The organism is Phyllobacterium sp. CCNWLW183 (genome assembly GCF_037203775.1).
In the GTDB taxonomy this organism is placed as follows: domain Bacteria; phylum Pseudomonadota; class Alphaproteobacteria; order Rhizobiales; family Rhizobiaceae; genus Phyllobacterium; species Phyllobacterium ifriqiyense.
Genome location: NZ_JBBCBN010000006.1, coordinates 102,090 through 116,647, shown reverse-complemented (window position 1 = coordinate 116,647; position 14,558 = coordinate 102,090). Strand labels below are relative to the sequence as shown.

Annotated in this window: 16 protein-coding genes; 8 read left to right on the top strand and 8 right to left on the bottom strand. The window is 55.9% G+C overall.

Going from position 1 to position 14,558, the window contains the following annotated elements:
• Positions 1 to 8: 8 nt before the first annotated feature.
• From V9K95_RS14790 to traI, 4 genes are read right to left on the bottom strand one after another with little or no spacing between them, the layout of a single operon-like run.
• A complete protein-coding gene (locus V9K95_RS14790) occupies positions 9 to 308 on the bottom strand; it encodes a conjugal transfer protein TrbD (RefSeq protein WP_336441226.1) in 300 nt (99 codons plus the stop codon).
• Complete coding sequence (locus V9K95_RS14785; protein ID WP_336441227.1) at positions 301 to 684, bottom strand: TrbC/VirB2 family protein; 384 nt, start codon at positions 682 to 684, stop codon at positions 301 to 303. Before V9K95_RS14785 ends, V9K95_RS14790 begins: the two co-directional genes overlap by 8 nt.
• Positions 674 to 1,642: a P-type conjugative transfer ATPase TrbB gene (gene trbB / locus V9K95_RS14780; protein WP_336441228.1), complete on the bottom strand. Its 969-nt coding sequence runs from the start codon at positions 1,640 to 1,642 to the stop codon at positions 674 to 676. The genes V9K95_RS14785 and trbB overlap by 11 nt, the downstream gene beginning before the upstream one ends.
• A gap of 15 nt (positions 1,643 to 1,657) precedes the next feature.
• Complete coding sequence (gene traI / locus V9K95_RS14775; RefSeq protein ID WP_336441229.1) at positions 1,658 to 2,275, bottom strand: acyl-homoserine-lactone synthase TraI; 618 nt, start codon at positions 2,273 to 2,275, stop codon at positions 1,658 to 1,660.
• Between the two features lie 279 nt (positions 2,276 to 2,554).
• Here traI and V9K95_RS14770 point away from each other — a divergent pair, with 279 nt between their 5' ends.
• Positions 2,555 to 3,475 carry an alpha/beta fold hydrolase gene (locus V9K95_RS14770; RefSeq protein ID WP_336441230.1) on the top strand — a complete coding sequence of 307 codons (921 nt, stop codon included), beginning with the start codon at positions 2,555 to 2,557 and terminating at the stop codon, positions 3,473 to 3,475.
• Between the two features lie 660 nt (positions 3,476 to 4,135).
• Here the strand turns inward: V9K95_RS14770 and V9K95_RS14760 are convergent.
• The gene (locus V9K95_RS14760) at positions 4,136 to 4,924 is read right to left on the bottom strand and encodes an SDR family NAD(P)-dependent oxidoreductase (protein ID WP_336441321.1); all 789 of its coding nucleotides are present in this window, start codon (positions 4,922 to 4,924) and stop codon (positions 4,136 to 4,138) included.
• A gap of 108 nt (positions 4,925 to 5,032) precedes the next feature.
• Here V9K95_RS14760 and V9K95_RS14755 point away from each other — a divergent pair, with 108 nt between their 5' ends.
• The 3 genes from V9K95_RS14755 to V9K95_RS14745 all read left to right on the top strand — a co-directional run bounded on the left by V9K95_RS14755 (position 5,033) and on the right by V9K95_RS14745 (position 9,920).
• On the top strand, positions 5,033 to 5,593 hold the full coding sequence (locus tag V9K95_RS14755) for a TetR/AcrR family transcriptional regulator (RefSeq protein ID WP_336441231.1): 561 nt from the start codon (positions 5,033 to 5,035) through the stop codon (positions 5,591 to 5,593).
• Between the two features lie 2,106 nt (positions 5,594 to 7,699).
• Complete coding sequence (locus tag V9K95_RS14750; RefSeq protein ID WP_336441232.1) at positions 7,700 to 7,972, top strand: hypothetical protein; 273 nt, start codon at positions 7,700 to 7,702, stop codon at positions 7,970 to 7,972.
• 1,216 nt (positions 7,973 to 9,188) lie between these two features.
• A complete protein-coding gene (locus V9K95_RS14745; RefSeq protein WP_336441233.1) occupies positions 9,189 to 9,920 on the top strand; it encodes a hypothetical protein in 732 nt (243 codons plus the stop codon).
• Positions 9,921 to 10,148: 228 nt separating this feature from the next.
• Here the strand turns inward: V9K95_RS14745 and V9K95_RS14740 are convergent, their stop codons facing one another.
• A complete protein-coding gene (locus V9K95_RS14740) occupies positions 10,149 to 10,562 on the bottom strand; it encodes a DUF2147 domain-containing protein (RefSeq protein WP_336441234.1) in 414 nt (137 codons plus the stop codon).
• A gap of 209 nt (positions 10,563 to 10,771) precedes the next feature.
• Here V9K95_RS14740 and V9K95_RS14735 point away from each other — a divergent pair, with 209 nt between their 5' ends.
• The 4 genes from V9K95_RS14735 to V9K95_RS14720 all read left to right on the top strand — a co-directional run bounded on the left by V9K95_RS14735 (position 10,772) and on the right by V9K95_RS14720 (position 12,546).
• Positions 10,772 to 11,086 (top strand): ArsR/SmtB family transcription factor, encoded by a 315-nt coding sequence (locus V9K95_RS14735; protein WP_336441235.1) that lies wholly within the window; start codon positions 10,772 to 10,774, stop codon positions 11,084 to 11,086.
• Positions 11,083 to 11,430 (top strand): SRPBCC family protein, encoded by a 348-nt coding sequence (locus V9K95_RS14730; RefSeq protein ID WP_336441236.1) that lies wholly within the window; start codon positions 11,083 to 11,085, stop codon positions 11,428 to 11,430. Before V9K95_RS14735 ends, V9K95_RS14730 begins: the two co-directional genes overlap by 4 nt.
• Before the next feature lie 39 nt (positions 11,431 to 11,469).
• Positions 11,470 to 12,090, top strand: coding sequence for an ATP-dependent Clp protease proteolytic subunit (locus V9K95_RS14725; protein WP_336441237.1), 621 nt, complete (start codon positions 11,470 to 11,472; stop codon positions 12,088 to 12,090).
• Between the two features lie 87 nt (positions 12,091 to 12,177).
• Positions 12,178 to 12,546 carry a YbaN family protein gene (locus V9K95_RS14720; RefSeq protein WP_336441238.1) on the top strand — a complete coding sequence of 123 codons (369 nt, stop codon included), beginning with the start codon at positions 12,178 to 12,180 and terminating at the stop codon, positions 12,544 to 12,546.
• On the opposite strand, the gene V9K95_RS14715 is transcribed toward V9K95_RS14720, so the two are convergent.
• Both V9K95_RS14715 and V9K95_RS14710 read right to left on the bottom strand, forming a co-directional pair.
• On the bottom strand, positions 12,543 to 13,619 hold the full coding sequence (locus tag V9K95_RS14715) for an ABC transporter ATP-binding protein (RefSeq protein ID WP_336441239.1): 1,077 nt from the start codon (positions 13,617 to 13,619) through the stop codon (positions 12,543 to 12,545). The genes V9K95_RS14720 and V9K95_RS14715 overlap by 4 nt on opposite strands.
• The gene (locus V9K95_RS14710; protein WP_336441240.1) at positions 13,616 to 14,557 is read right to left on the bottom strand and encodes a carbohydrate kinase family protein; all 942 of its coding nucleotides are present in this window, start codon (positions 14,555 to 14,557) and stop codon (positions 13,616 to 13,618) included. The genes V9K95_RS14715 and V9K95_RS14710 overlap by 4 nt, the downstream gene beginning before the upstream one ends.
• Position 14,558: the final 1 nt, after the last annotated feature.

The window sequence follows — 14,558 nt, the reverse complement described above, 5'->3', positions numbered from 1 at the left end:
ATTGCTCCTCAATGTCGGTGCCAGGGCGTCGACGTCGGCCGGTAATGGACATTGTATCCGATGTGGCGGAGATAGACCTTGCGCATTAAGGGATCGGCTTTTGCCATCATCCGCAGTGCGCCCACGGCGATCAGCCAGAACGCGACGCCGAACAGGGCCGCATACCACGTCAGAACAACGAAAATCAGGATCACCGTCGCAAGCGCCGTGAGGAGAACGAGCTCGCGGTCGGCTCCCATCAGAAGGTTCGGACGAGAGAGCGCCCGGTGGATCGGCGACCTTTCAAGCCCGGAGCCGACTTCAGCCATGGGACTTCTCCCCTTGCGGAAGGGCTTTCTGATCGGGCGCCTCCATCCGGCCGATCGATGCGCCTGTCGAACCGAACAGGGCGACAATCTGTGTCGCGCCGAGAAGGACACCTCCGACAAGGGCGATATAGCAAAGCCTGCGTGCGAAGTCGTTAAGTTCACCGCCAAAGATCAGCATTCCACCTGCAATGGCGACCGCAGCCAGCGCGATGAATCCGGCGACGGGTCCGGTGATGGATTGCTGGATCTGCTGGAGCGGGGATTCCCATGGCAACCCGCCTCCACCGGAAGAGGCAAATACAGGTCCTATAACAAAAATGCTCATTGCAGCCGCGAAAGTTCCGGCGAATAGAAACACACGATAATCACGCGACATGACGTTCCTCCTGGATCTGGGGATTTTGGGTTTCATATTGAGTGCCGGTAAAGCCTTCGACGCGGACCATGTCGAGAATGCGCCGCCCTTTGGGCGTACGTTCGATTGAGATCACCAGATCGACGGCTTCACCGATCACTTCGCGCATGGGTTGCGGGCTGATTTCGGCGGTCAATTGTTCAAGACGACGCAAAGCCGACAGGGCCGTATTGGAGTGGATTGTGGTAACGCCTCCCGGGTGCCCCGTATTCCAGGCTTTGAGCAGAGTGAGGGCCGCACCGTCACGGACCTCGCCGACAACGATGCGGTCCGGGCGCAGGCGCATGGTGCTCTTGAGAAGTCGCGCCATATCGATCCTGTCACTTGTGTGCAGGGCAATAGCGTTTTCGGCAGCACACTGGATCTCCGCCGTGTCTTCAAGAATGACAATCCTGTCATCCGGAGCGATTTCGACGATCTCGGCAAGAACCGCATTGGCAAGAGTTGTCTTTCCCGATCCGGTGCCTCCCGAAATCACGATGTTGAGGCGAGAGGAAATAGCATGGCGGATGGCGGAAGCATGGCGTTCCGTCATCACCATTGATCTGACATAGTCCTCGAGCCTGATGAGGCGCGACGTCCGGCGCCGGATCGTGAAGGAGGGCCGGGCAACGACCGGAGGCAGCAATCCTTCAAACCTGTGCCCGCCAATCGGCAGTTCGCCGGAAATGATGGGACGGTTCTGGTCAACTTCCGATTGCAGCGCATGTGCGATGCTTCCAATGATGATCTCGGCTGTGGAAGGTGGCATTTCGCCAGCCGGCGTCATGCCGTTCCCCAATCGTTCGATAAAGAGCTTGCCATCGGGGTTGAGCATTATCTCAACAACGTTTGCATCGCCAAGTGCGGCACACAGATGGTCGCCAAGGGCTTCCTCAAGCTTGCGGATAAGGCGCGGATGGGAGCGCAACCGGTTCATGACAGCCCCCATATTCTACTCGCTATTGGCCACAATTGCCGAGCGATATGCAGCCGGGCGGATCCGGTCAAAGCTTGCAGCGTCGGCGGCAAGAGAACCTGCGACCGCGATCGTATCTCCGATCCTGCACGGCCCGCCGAGGCGACGCATCGGCCAGCCCGCCCGCTTCAGGATTCTTTCAAATCTGACGTCGGTTGCAGTGACGACCTCTTTAAATCCATTTGCCATCGACCATTCGATAATGCCTGCAAACAGGGTAAGGGTTGCCTCGTGCAACGTGCCCGCTGTCCTGCTTCGCACAAGGGAGGTATCAACGCAGAACCGCGAGCTCTCCACCATCGCCGGATGAGCCGCCAGTCGCCCGGCTGCAAGGAGCTTTTTAAAAATATCCGCCAACATTGTTGGCCCGGTTGCGGGAAGCAATCTGGCGCAGCCAGCCAGAATTCCGTCATCTGAAATGACGAGGATATATGTAGGGTCAAGCAGATCATAGGCGTCGGTCTCGCGCCGATCACGAACGTTGACATTCCAAGCGAGCCGTCCCGAAAAAACACGTGCTCTCAGCTTGAAGAGTTCGTTGACGAGTCGCCGTGAATTCAGGTCCCGGGCGTCCTGTATTGCAAGCGCTAACATCCTTTACGACCTCCTTTGTTTGGCAACGGAGGCAAGCGACCATGAATTTCAGATCTGTTCGAGTGTAGAATTCTACAGTCCTGCCGGCCATCAGTTCGAAGGGATTGCGGCATTGGTTGAGCCAGCAGCACCGGCGACAATGCGCATTTCGGCCAAAGCCACAGGCAGGCACGTGCTTGCCGATTACACTTTTTTTCGATCATTGCCGAAAGGTATGTAGGATTTCAGGGTCGTGGTTCGTCTTCACAACATCAACTGAAACAATCCGAGGAGACGAACATGAAAATCCTGTCGAGCCTGTTTGCAGTGGCAGCACTGGCACTGGGCGTCACATCTGCAGTCCATGCAGCGACGGCTGTGTCCGCAAAAAGCGGGCATATCCAAGCGGACGGTATCAACTATTACTATGAAGTTCACGGTGAGGGCGCAGGCAAGCCGCTGCTTCTCCTTCATGGCGGACTTGGCTCGATCGACATGTTCAAACCGATCATGGAGCGGCTCACCAGAGGCCGGCAGGTCATTGGTGTCGATCTTCAGGGACATGGCCGCACCGGGCTTGGAGCCCGCCCGATCAGCCTTGAGGCGATGGGTGATGATATGGCAACTATCCTTAAATCACTCGGACACGACCAGGCAGACGTCCTTGGCTATTCGTTCGGGGGCGGCGTGGCGTTCCGGCTTGCCGTACAGCATCCGGAAGTCGTCAGCCGCCTTGCTCTGGTCTCGGCGGGCTATGCGCAGGACGGGTTCTATCCTGAGATGATCAAGATGCAGGCGACGAATGCGGACATGGCCGACATGATGAAGGATACACCAATGTACAAGAGCTACGCCGCGGTGGCCCCGAAGCCGGCGGACTTTCCACGCCTCATCGGCGCGATGGGCGATTTCATGCGCAAACCGTATGATTATTCCAAGGACGTTGCCAAATTGAAAATGCCGGTAATGCTGGTGTTTGCCGACAGTGACATGTACAGGCCCGAACATGAAATCAAGTTTTACCAATTGCTTGGCGGCGGGCTCAGGGATGCCGGCTGGATGCGTGAAACCATGTCACAAAACCGGCTCGCTATCATTCCCAACCGCACCCATTACGATATCTTCTTTGCGCCCGAGTTGCCGGAGGCAGTCATGCCATTCCTGGATGGGCAGGAGAAGGTCAAAACCTGGGACGAGATAGTCAACGAGGCGAACAGATAGGGTGGAGCGCGTCGCCGGAAAATAGCAGCGGCCGTCCGTTAATCCGGCGACATCTTCCGCAATCTCCTTAGAGCAGACGTCTTTGATCTGCGGTCTTCGACCAATGGATTTCAGATTTTGCCGGATAGATGCAAATTCTGCGTTGCATGGCCAATGGCAGTTACGGGCCGGCTGCAAATAGGAAATGTCAGCTGAACGCACGTTGGCGGACATAGGGCAAAATCAATGCCTGATACGCTGAAACACTGCCTTCCCCGCCACTGATCAAAATCCGGTTCGTGTCGGGCTTTTGGCCCTCATGAACAAACTCATTATTTCTCCTAATTGCATATTACCCCTCGGGCTTAGGCAATACATTGCCGGCCGAACATTAATGAGCGGCGACAGTCCCGCCATGTTCGTTCATTCTATTGGCGCCTGGGCAAGCAGGCCCCTTTCCTGTTCCGGCTGTTACCGAACCGGTGTAAAATGACGCGTTCCGCCTTCGGCGCCCGGGACGAAGCCCGGCCAACCCGGTTGCGGGTCAAGGGTGAAGTGACAATTGGGTTGGTAAGGATTTGATGGGCAACACTATAAAGCTCAGACAGTTCCTTGTTTGCCATGAGTTAGAATTGTTTGCCCACCGCAGCGATCGTTGGACCGAAATCTTCAGGTGAGTTTCTAGGCCGGCGCGCGGTAGCGCTCGGCCGGATGCTGATTTCCGTAATTTGGAAGCATGGCTTGGCGCGCTGCCTCAAGCGCGTCCCACTGACCGGCGTCGGGAAGCGGTGGGATGGTTACCGGCTCGCGGCGGTCGAATCCGACCAGTGCCGCATCAACCAGATCGTTCACCTCCATCACGTTGGAGAGCGTGTTGACGTCGGCGCCGACATGCTCCCATATCTCGGTTCGCGTCGTGGCGGGAAGCACCGCCTGGACATAAACCCCCTTGGGCGCAAGCTCCAGGCTGAGCCCCTGCGACAGAAACAGAACGAAAGCCTTGGTTGCGCCATAGACCGTCATACCGAATTCTGGCGCCAGTCCGACCACAGAGCCGATATTGACAATTGCTCCTTCGCCAGCCTTCGCAAGACGTGGAGCGATGGCACTGGCGAGCCGCACAAGCGCAGTCGTGTTGAGCGCCACCAGCCGTGCAACGGAGTCGGTGCTCTGCTCGATGAACGTACCACCAATGGCTGTTCCTGCATTGTTGACAAGGATTCCGATACGGGCGTCATCGCGCAGCCTCGTTTCTACCGTCGCAAGCTCGCCAGGCTGCGTGAGATCGGCACGGATGATGTCGATCGCCACGCCATATTCCTGGCGCAGACGGAACGCCAGGATCTCCAGTCGCGCCATATCACGGGCAACCAGCACAAGATCGTGCCCGCGGCCGGCAAAACGCTCGGCATAGGCGGCACCGATGCCGGTGGAGGCGCCGGTGATGAGGACTGACGGAATAATGGTCATGGCATTGCCCTTTTCTTTGATCGAACCTATAATCATGACGGACATCATGATTAGCTAAATATGATCGTCATCATGTAAAAGTCAATGGACCAGACGGAGAATTTCAAAATGAAGGTCAGCCGCGAGCAGATGGCAGATAACCGCCGCCGGATTTTAGATGCTGCCAGCCGGCTGTTTCGCGACAAAGGGTTCGATGCGGTCAGCGTGGCGGAAGTGATGGAAGCGGCCGGGTTCACCCATGGCGGCTTCTATGGCCACTTCAGTTCGAAAGACGATTTGATCGCACATACCCTTGCCCATGTCCTTGCCGCGGACGAAGGCGGCGGGCGGGATTTTCGCGCTTATTTGAATGCCTATCTTTCACCCCGGCATCGGGATAATGCCGGCAGTGGTTGCCCGACTGCGGGCCTTGTTGCAGACATCCGCTATCAGAACCCGGCGGCCCGCTCGGCCATGACCGAAGGCCTTCGCTCGCAGATCGATCGCCTCGGTGAGGCGCTTGCGCAGTTGAGCGAGGTCGACAGGCGTCGTGCGGCAGTCGGAAGCTGGGCGGCGATGGTAGGGGCGGTGATCATCGCCCGCGCGATCGACGATCCCGTTCTGTCGGACGAAATTTTGGAACAGACACGTGCGTGGATTGATAACGCAGTCAACCAGACCGTGACATGATTTTCATGCTTGCCAAATACCGCAACTGAACCCCGGCTGGGCCGCCAGAGAGTGCGGCGGGAGCTTTCTCCTGAGAACCTGATTTGTTGACAGCAGGCGCCGTATGCGCCTAGCACCAGCGCCGGACTTGACCAACGGCGCTGTTCGAAGTGTCCAGACCTTCTGGCATTGCTAAAGCACTGGAAGTGAACCAGCACGGGCTGCAAAATAACTGAAGTCCGGTTCCGTTTGACGCTGATGAAAGCAAATCAGAACTGTTTGTGCTGACAGTCACTAGGCTGGTTTGACACAAACGCTCGCCAGTAAAATTCGGATTTGGTTTTGCCGGCGCTTGGCTGTGCCTAGTACCCGTTTTAAATGAGAATTTTCGCTCATCCCGCAGCTAAAGACCATTTCACTTCCTCTCGCGGGGCGCGTGGTTTTAGGCTACATCCCTTTATGCATGAGTATCTTCCTGCTCTTTCGAGAGGCTTGCTGGGCTTCAAGCACGAGCCCAGGGGATTAATACCGGTCGCCGGAACCAAGGACGACACGTAAGGCCCTTCTTGCAGCGGGGGATGCAAAGCGCAGCAGCACTGCACGATACTTCCCGGACGCAAAAAATCTCGTATGCTCAACGCCCCCTGATCGGCGCGCGTTGAGACCAGAGAACTGGCGCCTGTTAGTTGCCACCGTTCAACCGGATCTGCCCGTTGCACGGTGACGCAAACCAGCTTTCCTGCCATGATGTCTTCGGCTACAGGCTCGTTGTGATGCCCCCGGGCATTCGCTTAAACCGGGCACGTGAAGAGGGCATTTCGCGTCCAGTTACAGCAGGTGCCATGCCGTACTTTTTGCCAGTCGGAAGTGTTGCTGCAACGATCCTGTCAACGCACAATGACAACAATTGCCCAGCAGCGATCATGCAACCGGCCGTGACCAGAGGTATGGGTCGGTGGAGGACCGTCGCGCCTGCCTCACCCTCGTGATGATCCCGCGCCGGGAATGGCGCTGTATCACAAAATCGCAAGCTACAGCATTTTGCGTGCGCCTTTCCCAGCATCTGTTACCTTGCTCTGGGGACATGGCGCTGACGGCTGGTCGGTCTCCGGTGGGGCAGAGCACGAACGATGGCCTTATCACAATGTGGGGCGTGATTGGGCGCTTGCACCCCTTCTGCCCTTCTATCGCCGGCGCCGGTGTGAATGGGATTGTGTCCTGGAAAATCGCTGGCATTTCGGCAGGGGCACCTGCGACACGAACTGACAGGTTCGCCCTCCCCTGCGGCAAGCCAGCTTTGCACCTGATTGACGGGCGCGTCGCAGGAAAAGGCGCCGCAACCAATAAGCCAGGCGAAGATCGGGATGGCGCTGTGTGCTGGATCGATATTCGATTCAGAAGATCCTTTATGCCTGCCCATCCCCTAGCCGGCCTTTGCATGAACCCTTGCTGGAAGTTCCTGGTAGCATCGACACCCGACTGGTTGCATTTACACCCTGGGGATTGATCAAATGATGCCGTGGTCGCCGGCTTTGACCTGCCGCACCATGCGCCCACAAGGGTCTTGCATTCGCCATTTTACCGGCTTGACGGACCGATGCGGGATTTCTGTCGAGCTGAATTCTTTGCAGCAAGGGACGGCAGGCTTACCCTCCCGGCTATGTTTTGCCCCGGGTTCTGCGGTATCTCCGGTGCGCGGAGTTTAGGCTTATTTCCGGGCTGCTGATATGATGGCGGGCGGGCAACGCCTGGAACCTGCCCCTGCAAATGGGACACTTGTCCCGCGCTGGTACCGGAGCAATCAGGACGAACGGGCGCATTGCCGTGCCGGCCGACCAACGCGCCGCTCTTCGAAGTAAGACATCATCGGGAAAGACCAACTCGGGCATCGGGCCCGTCATGGAAATAACCGGAACCCGCGTGACCGCTGCCGGGTTTTGCTATGCGCACATTTTTCAATTCCGTCCATCTGCAGCAGGATCGCCATGCGTCAAATGATATCGGGCATGATGTGCCGAACATCGTTAGGCAGAATGATCCGGGGTTGCGGTCAGCACGGAAAACCCGATTGTTCGAGTGCATCGGTCACCAGGTGCCCCGGGAGAGGACATCGATGAGGACAATATCGTGAGGATTGAGCGGCTCACTCATCTCGGGCCGGCGCCTCTGTCCGGCGCGATCAAACTTCCGGGCGAACTGCCCGGCTGCCTCGGTAAACACACGGTTCTTTTCCGTCTGCGCCGGATCGGCGAATTTTGTCTCAATACCTCGGATGTAAACGATATCACCATGATTGATCAGTTGGTCAACTGGCCGTGGCGCCGGATCGCCCTGCGCGCGCCATGCAGCCCGGCAATGTTTCAAGTGATCGAAGCCAGCAATTCCTCCTGTAGCGATTGAAGCCTCTGCTGCCCGCGGGAATTCAGAAGTTCAGTCAGGTCCGGTCCCGCGAACGGCGCCTGCCTTTCTTCAGATGAGCGATCTACTCATGCTCCGCAGACAGGACCGTGAGTCGGAGCTGCAGGATCAGGCTGGTCCGAGCTTGCTGCTGGGGGCGCTGTGTTTTGGAAACCGGGACATTGTCCATGCGCTTGAGACCAGACGGGCGGACAGATGACCAAGCCGACCCACATTGATTGATGCAGGCCCCATGCGGATCACCTTACCTAAGGCGCCCTGTCCAAGGCGGACATATAGAGCTGGATGCTCTGCCGTTCGTCATCCTCTTGCCATTGGCAATGACGGACGCGCCGCGCTGGTTTATCCCGCGGGAACCAGTTGATCGAACTGACCTATGGCTTGCGGGAAGGGCGGGTCGAGCCCCTCACGGCCCGCGTTGCACAATGGTTGATCAGTCAACCAGGCCGATATGGGCCAGCTCATTGCCCAGACCGAGCGCGCCAGGCAAATCACCACTGGGTTATCTACTCGGCATCAGTGAATATATGTTCCGCTGACGCCCGCAAACCAGGCTGGCGCCCCTAAAGGATTAGGTGGGCTTTTGCCTCAACCATCCGGACAGCGTGGCTCTGTTGGTTGGATTGCAAAGACCAATCAATCGCGAGATCGGTGATGTACGTGGCAGAGCCCCCGGAACCGTCAACAAACAGGTGGGGCAAGCATAACTTAGGAAGACGTCGCAAACCGCGCCTCGGCCGCCTTCAAAACCCATATCGCATTCCCGGGAAGTTCTCAGCTGAGAACTCTTGCAAATGGCGGCCACCAAAATCTGTGCAAAAGTTCTCAGCTGAGAACTTTTTGAAAGCCTCGTTAATACCTATGGAGACTCCAACCCGTCTGCCGCAGGCCGCTGACCGGATGACTATAATGACGCGGATTGCACTCCCGGTTGTATTTTGCCCGTCGGGAAATCCATCCCCTCTGAGGAAGAGCAACTAACGGCGATTTAACTGCCGTTACGACTGATTTTGCAATGATAATCAAGGCGTTGACCAACTGCTTATCAAAGCTTGCAGCGGAGGGTTTCTGGCCAAAAGGGCACAGCCGCCGATGGATAGCGCCTGTCAATATCTTGCACTATCGCCCTACCTTTATCAAGTGCATAAGGCTTGCCTACCTGAAATTTAGCCGATCGTGTGGCAAGCAACGACGACAGATGCAAAGCGAAATCAAAATCCTGACTGGCGATCCGGCCGTTGATCCGCTGCAACGAACAGGCCATCTGATCATGGACGGGCCGGCCTTGAATCCGAAAACATCCTCTACGGGGCTGGAAAGGTGGCGAGGCAGCGATGGCTCTTGGTCTGGGATAGTAAATGAGACAGGCCACCTTGCCCGGCATCTCCCTCTTGTCGCTACGTTGCTGCTGGCATCGCTTGCCGCCATCGCCCTTGTAGTTGCGGTCAGCGTGGGAATCGGTGACCTGTCCATACCGCTGTCGACGACGTTCTTTGGACGGGTCAACCGCATGGAGCGGACAGCAGTGGAAATCAACCGGATCCAGAAGATGATCCGGAATTATTGTTTGAAGCGGGCATTGATGGCGGATTTTCTGCGGTGCAGAATTTTCCTTCCCGGCACGATCATGCAGTCACTGTTGTGCAATCCGCCTGCAAGGCAACATGCGACGATCAATGCCAAGCTCGCAGCCCTTGCTGTCGTCGAACTCGGACGTTTTCCGCACCGCTCGATGTCTTCGGATGGTCCCGTACCCACAATGCGGCGGCAGCGGACGCCTTTTATCGTGCCAGGATGGCAGAAAAGCGCAATGATCGCTGACAAAGCCTTTCGGACGCCGAGGAGCAGCTTACTCATAACGCGCGCCTACCGGCACAATCACCAAAGCCACGAGCCGCAGGATGCTGATGGATGTTGGGCGTCAAGATGATTGGTCCGGCTCGTCAAGGAGCATGCAGCGAAGCAGGATCGTTGCTTCCGGCGCACCGGAGCATCAACATAGGATCTGTTACGTGACGCCTTCTGCGTCGAGGCACGTGTGGGAATGTCCAGACACCATCTGCGCCGGCATGTCCACTACCTGCCGTAACGGCACGCCTACCTATCCGTGCGGCGAGACCACAGCCGCAGTGCTGCAACCACTTGCGGACAAAGCCGGTTATTCTGCGCGTCGCCAGATGGACGATTTGCATATCAATCCGCCCAGGACACATCCCGATAGTGTGACCTCATTGTCAGAGAATTGCGCCTTGCCTGAATAGGTCTTGCCGCTTTCTGTATCGTAAAGAGAGCCGGCATATGTGGCAGGCCCTGTTGATTTCAGGCTCACCGCCTGAATGCCGACCACGGACCGGTTCCGTTTGGAAACATCCGGATTGTTGACATCATTGACCGGGTTTTTCATCCATATGACCGTACCGCACAGACCGGTGCCGCAGTCGCTTAGCCGGACCTTGGTGCCCCCGGACTGATTGACATAAGTGCCGGTTACCTGCTGCGTATCGGCGGCAGCACCGGTTACAAGTGCCGAGGACAGGACAAGGGCAAGGCCAAACTTTTGATATGTGAACAAGGCATGATCTCCAAAGGACAGTCGAGCCCGGCTATAAGCGGGCTAATGATTTGCTGATTAACAATATAGACCGTAAATCTGACGAGATTAGGGGTAAAAAAAGAGCAAATTTCGATGGTGCTGACCGGCTTGTCCTGGCCGGCTCGGTCACCAGCCCCTGCCCGAACACAGCCCTTGCGAATCACATAAGTCTATGCTTATGTATTCTCATGAACGAGACAGAGTTTTTCAAGGCACTGGCCGATCCAACGCGACGCGCAGTTTTTGAACGTCTGGCCGACGGTGAAATGAACGCCACGCAGTTGCGGCAGGGGTTTGCAATGTCGCAGCCGGCCATCTCGCAACATCTTGCTGTCTTGCGTAGCGCCGGTTTGATTGCCGAACAAAAGCTCGGTCGCAACGTGATGTATCGAATAAACCCGGATGGGATCGCGCGAATGCACCAATGGCTAAGCCGATATCACGCATTCTGGCCGAAGCGGGTGGACGAGCTGAAACGGCTTCTCAAGGAGATGGATCAATGACACCGAAAAGCGAAGCGCCGATCAGGCTCACTTACGAACTGGATGCTGAACCAACGAAGGTGTGGCGCGCGTTAACCGTCCCCGAATATGTCTCGCGGTGGCTTGGCAGCCCCGCGTGCTCCGATATGGACGATGAAGCCGCACTGGACCGCATCGAGCTGCGCCTGATCTCCATGGAACCGGGCACGCATGTGCGCTATAGCATCAAAGATAATGAAGCGGTCAGTACCGTGACGTTCCAGATCAACGCGAATGACAAAGGTGGAACCACTTTTCATATCGTGCATGAGCAATCCATGATTGCTGCCAACTGCAATTTTCCAAGGCAACGCTTGGCCGCCTGACCACAACAAACTTTCAATTTGACGGAGAGGAGTTCGCCTATGCGCGACATGATGCAGCTTGTCCCTATGGTCGTGGAACAGTCCAGCCGAGGGGAACGGTCTTTTGATATATATTCACGACTGCTGCGCGAACGTATCGTTTTTCTCAACGGTCAGGTGGAGGACGGAATGGCTGCGTTGATTTGCGCACAACTGTTGTTTCTTGAATCCGAAAGCCCCACCAAGCCTGTCTCCATGTACATCAATTCGCCTGGCGGCGTGATAACCAGTGGTCTTGCAATATACGACACAATGCAATTCATCACATGCCCCGTTGCAACATTGTGCATGGGTACCGCTCGATCAATGGGTTCATTTCTATTAATGGCTGGCGAACCCGGTCACCGAACTGCCTTGGTCAATTCCAGTATCCATGTGCATCAGCCACTTGGTGGATTCCAGGGTCAGGCCTCGGATATTTTTATCCAGGCTGAAGAGATGCGGCAAACGAAACAACGTGTGACAAGGCTTTATGCCCAACACTGCGGACGCTCGTTTGATGAAGTGGAGCGGACATTGGATCGCGATCATTTCATGACCGCCGACGAGGCAAAAGAGTGGGGATTGATTGATACGGTTCTGTCAAAGAGGGAAGGGCCGCAGCAATTGCTGCCTGCGTGAGTTTTGGCACCTGCAAACCCGCTGACTTCATATGCAAAAACATGTAGATACTTGTCTACAATAAACAGCACGTGGAAAGCAGGCGGTATGAACATGGCGAAGCGAACAATTTATTTCGCGCTCGGCTGGCTAATGGTCGCGCTCGGTTTCATAGGTCTGCTTCTCCCAGTAATGCCCACAACAATCTTCCTGATTTTGGCCGCCTGGTGTTTTGGGCAATCATCGCCGCGTTTTGAGAAATGGCTGCTTGAGCATCCCGTCTTTGGGCCGACATTGGTCAAATGGCGAGAGCATGGGGCCATACCAATGCGTATTAAATGGATTGCCTGCGGCGGCATGGCCTTTGGCTATGCTTCATTTTATTATTTCGCCCGGCCGTCACCATTATTGGCAGGGTTCGTCGCTATATTTTTTATTGCCAGCGCTGCATATGTTCTCAGTCGACCAAGCATTTAAATTCGCTTTTCTGTCAATTTGTCGAACACATGCAGAGCGTCGGGATCAATGGCAAAGCGTTGCATGGCCCCCACTGTCACCTGCGATCGAGGGGGCAGACTGGCAGTAAGGCGTTGCATGCCAATGGTGGCAGTGACAACAAGTTCCGGCCCTGTCAGTTCGACCACTTCAATCTTTGCATCTATGCCAAAATTCGTGACCCCGACCTGCGCAAGCGTCAGACTTTCGGGACGGACGCCAACTGTAATGTTCCGCGCTTCAGCGGCGGCCTTGTGAAGATGCGCGGGGAGGGGAATACTGCTCAGTGTCCCGTCAATATGAGCAAATCCATCGGAGAAAGTGGAATCCAGCATATTCATTGGTGGAGAGCCGACGAAACTTGCCACATAACGCGTAGCGGGGCGATTATAAATTTCATCCGGCGTGGCCAGCTGTTCGATTTGACCATCGCGCATAACCGCGATGCGCGTTGCCAGTGTCATGGCCTCAATCTGATCGTGCGTCACATAGACAATCGTGGTTCCAAGCATCTGATGCAAACGCTTCAGTTCGGTTCGCATTTCCATCCGCAATTTCGCATCGAGATTTGAAAGCGGCTCGTCAAACAGGAATATTTGCGGATCGCGCACAAGCGCACGCCCAATGGCAACACGCTGGCGCTGACCACCGGACAGTTCGGACGGTTTGCGCGCCAGCAAATTCTCAATCTGAAGTATCCTTGCCGTTTTTTGCACCGCGACATTGCGGTCGGCTTCGGAAACTTTGCGCATTTCCAGACCAAAGCCAATATTTCGGGCCACCGACATATTCGGGTAAAGCGCATAAGACTGGAACACCATCGCTATATCCCGGTTCTTCGGATGAATTCCGGTTACAGAGCGGTCACCAATGCGCACATCACCGCCCGTAGCCTCGGCCAGTCCAGCGATAATATTGAGCAGCGTGGACTTGCCACAACCTGAAGAACCCAGCAGCACGAGAAACTCGCCATCGGCAAGTGACAGATCAATCCCTTTTAAAGTTTCGATGTTCCCATAGCGTTTGCGAATATCAACTAGTTCAAGCGCGCTCATGACTCTTTCCCCGAAACGATTTGAAGATCTTCACCATCATAACGGCGAGGCACAGTGGATATGGCCATGGTTGCGATACGCACACCAGCGCGCAGGCTTTCTTCAATGCTTTGGCCGCTGGCTTGTGCGGCCACGAAGCCAGCATTGAAAACATCCCCGGCACCGATCGTGTCGACGACGGCGACAGAAGGGGCTTGCGCCGAGACAACAATATTGTCCGGTCCTATGGCAAGCGCCCCTTCCGGGCCACGTTTGACCACAACAATTGCATCGTCCGGCATCAATGCCTTCAGCTTGTGCGCAGCTTCAATTGCGTCGGTCGCGTGGGTAAGGGAGATGGTTTCCACCTCATTAAACAAGGCGATATGACAGCGGCTTAGCCAATGTCGTGTGCGCGAACGATTTTCCTCTGTCCATCCGTCTATAGGCCAGCCGGTATCAAGAGCGATCTTGATATTATGCGTTTCTGCCCAGTCAAACAGGGCATCATAATCATTTGCAAGTATGCCGGTCAGGAACGAGCCGCACAGGATTGCAGTGCCACCTTCCAGAAGCTTCGGATCAAGCATTTTGTGCACGTCTGTCCACGACAAGTGCGCAATGTGGCCTTTGGTTGTGAAGAATGTGCGTTCGCCATTGGGATGAGTGATCCCGACGGAAAGAGTTGTTCCGGTCCGGCACACGGGCCAATGCACGGCATGGTCGTTGAATGCCTGCCGCAACCATTCGCCGAACTGATCATCGCCAACATTGGCGGCGATCTGGCACTCAACGCCCAAACCCAGCAAAGCCAAAGCCGCATTGCCAGCCGATCCGCCGACCCGAAGCTCATCATGATCGACCATGATCTCCGTACCTGGCTGTGGCCAAGGTTCGGCAGGCCCTAGTATGAGGTCAACATTGACATTACCGATAATGGCAAGAGGCCGCAGCGCCATG

Coding starts and splice junctions, on each gene's coding strand:
- V9K95_RS14770 (WP_336441230.1), top strand. CDS start 2,555: ATGAAAATCCTGTCGAGCCTGTTTGCAGTGGCAGCACTGGCACTGGGC.
- V9K95_RS14710 (WP_336441240.1), bottom strand. CDS start 14,557: ATGGCGCTGCGGCCTCTTGCCATTATCGGTAATGTCAATGTTGACCTC.
- V9K95_RS14745 (WP_336441233.1), top strand. CDS start 9,189: ATGCAAAGCGAAATCAAAATCCTGACTGGCGATCCGGCCGTTGATCCG.
- V9K95_RS14760 (WP_336441321.1), bottom strand. CDS start 4,924: ATGACCATTATTCCGTCAGTCCTCATCACCGGCGCCTCCACCGGCATC.
- V9K95_RS14720 (WP_336441238.1), top strand. CDS start 12,178: ATGAACATGGCGAAGCGAACAATTTATTTCGCGCTCGGCTGGCTAATG.
- V9K95_RS14755 (WP_336441231.1), top strand. CDS start 5,033: ATGAAGGTCAGCCGCGAGCAGATGGCAGATAACCGCCGCCGGATTTTA.
- V9K95_RS14725 (WP_336441237.1), top strand. CDS start 11,470: ATGCGCGACATGATGCAGCTTGTCCCTATGGTCGTGGAACAGTCCAGC.
- trbB (WP_336441228.1), bottom strand. CDS start 1,642: ATGAACCGGTTGCGCTCCCATCCGCGCCTTATCCGCAAGCTTGAGGAA.
- V9K95_RS14735 (WP_336441235.1), top strand. CDS start 10,772: ATGAACGAGACAGAGTTTTTCAAGGCACTGGCCGATCCAACGCGACGC.
- V9K95_RS14785 (WP_336441227.1), bottom strand. CDS start 684: ATGTCGCGTGATTATCGTGTGTTTCTATTCGCCGGAACTTTCGCGGCT.
- V9K95_RS14730 (WP_336441236.1), top strand. CDS start 11,083: ATGACACCGAAAAGCGAAGCGCCGATCAGGCTCACTTACGAACTGGAT.
- V9K95_RS14715 (WP_336441239.1), bottom strand. CDS start 13,619: ATGAGCGCGCTTGAACTAGTTGATATTCGCAAACGCTATGGGAACATC.
- V9K95_RS14790 (WP_336441226.1), bottom strand. CDS start 308: ATGGCTGAAGTCGGCTCCGGGCTTGAAAGGTCGCCGATCCACCGGGCG.
- traI (WP_336441229.1), bottom strand. CDS start 2,275: ATGTTAGCGCTTGCAATACAGGACGCCCGGGACCTGAATTCACGGCGA.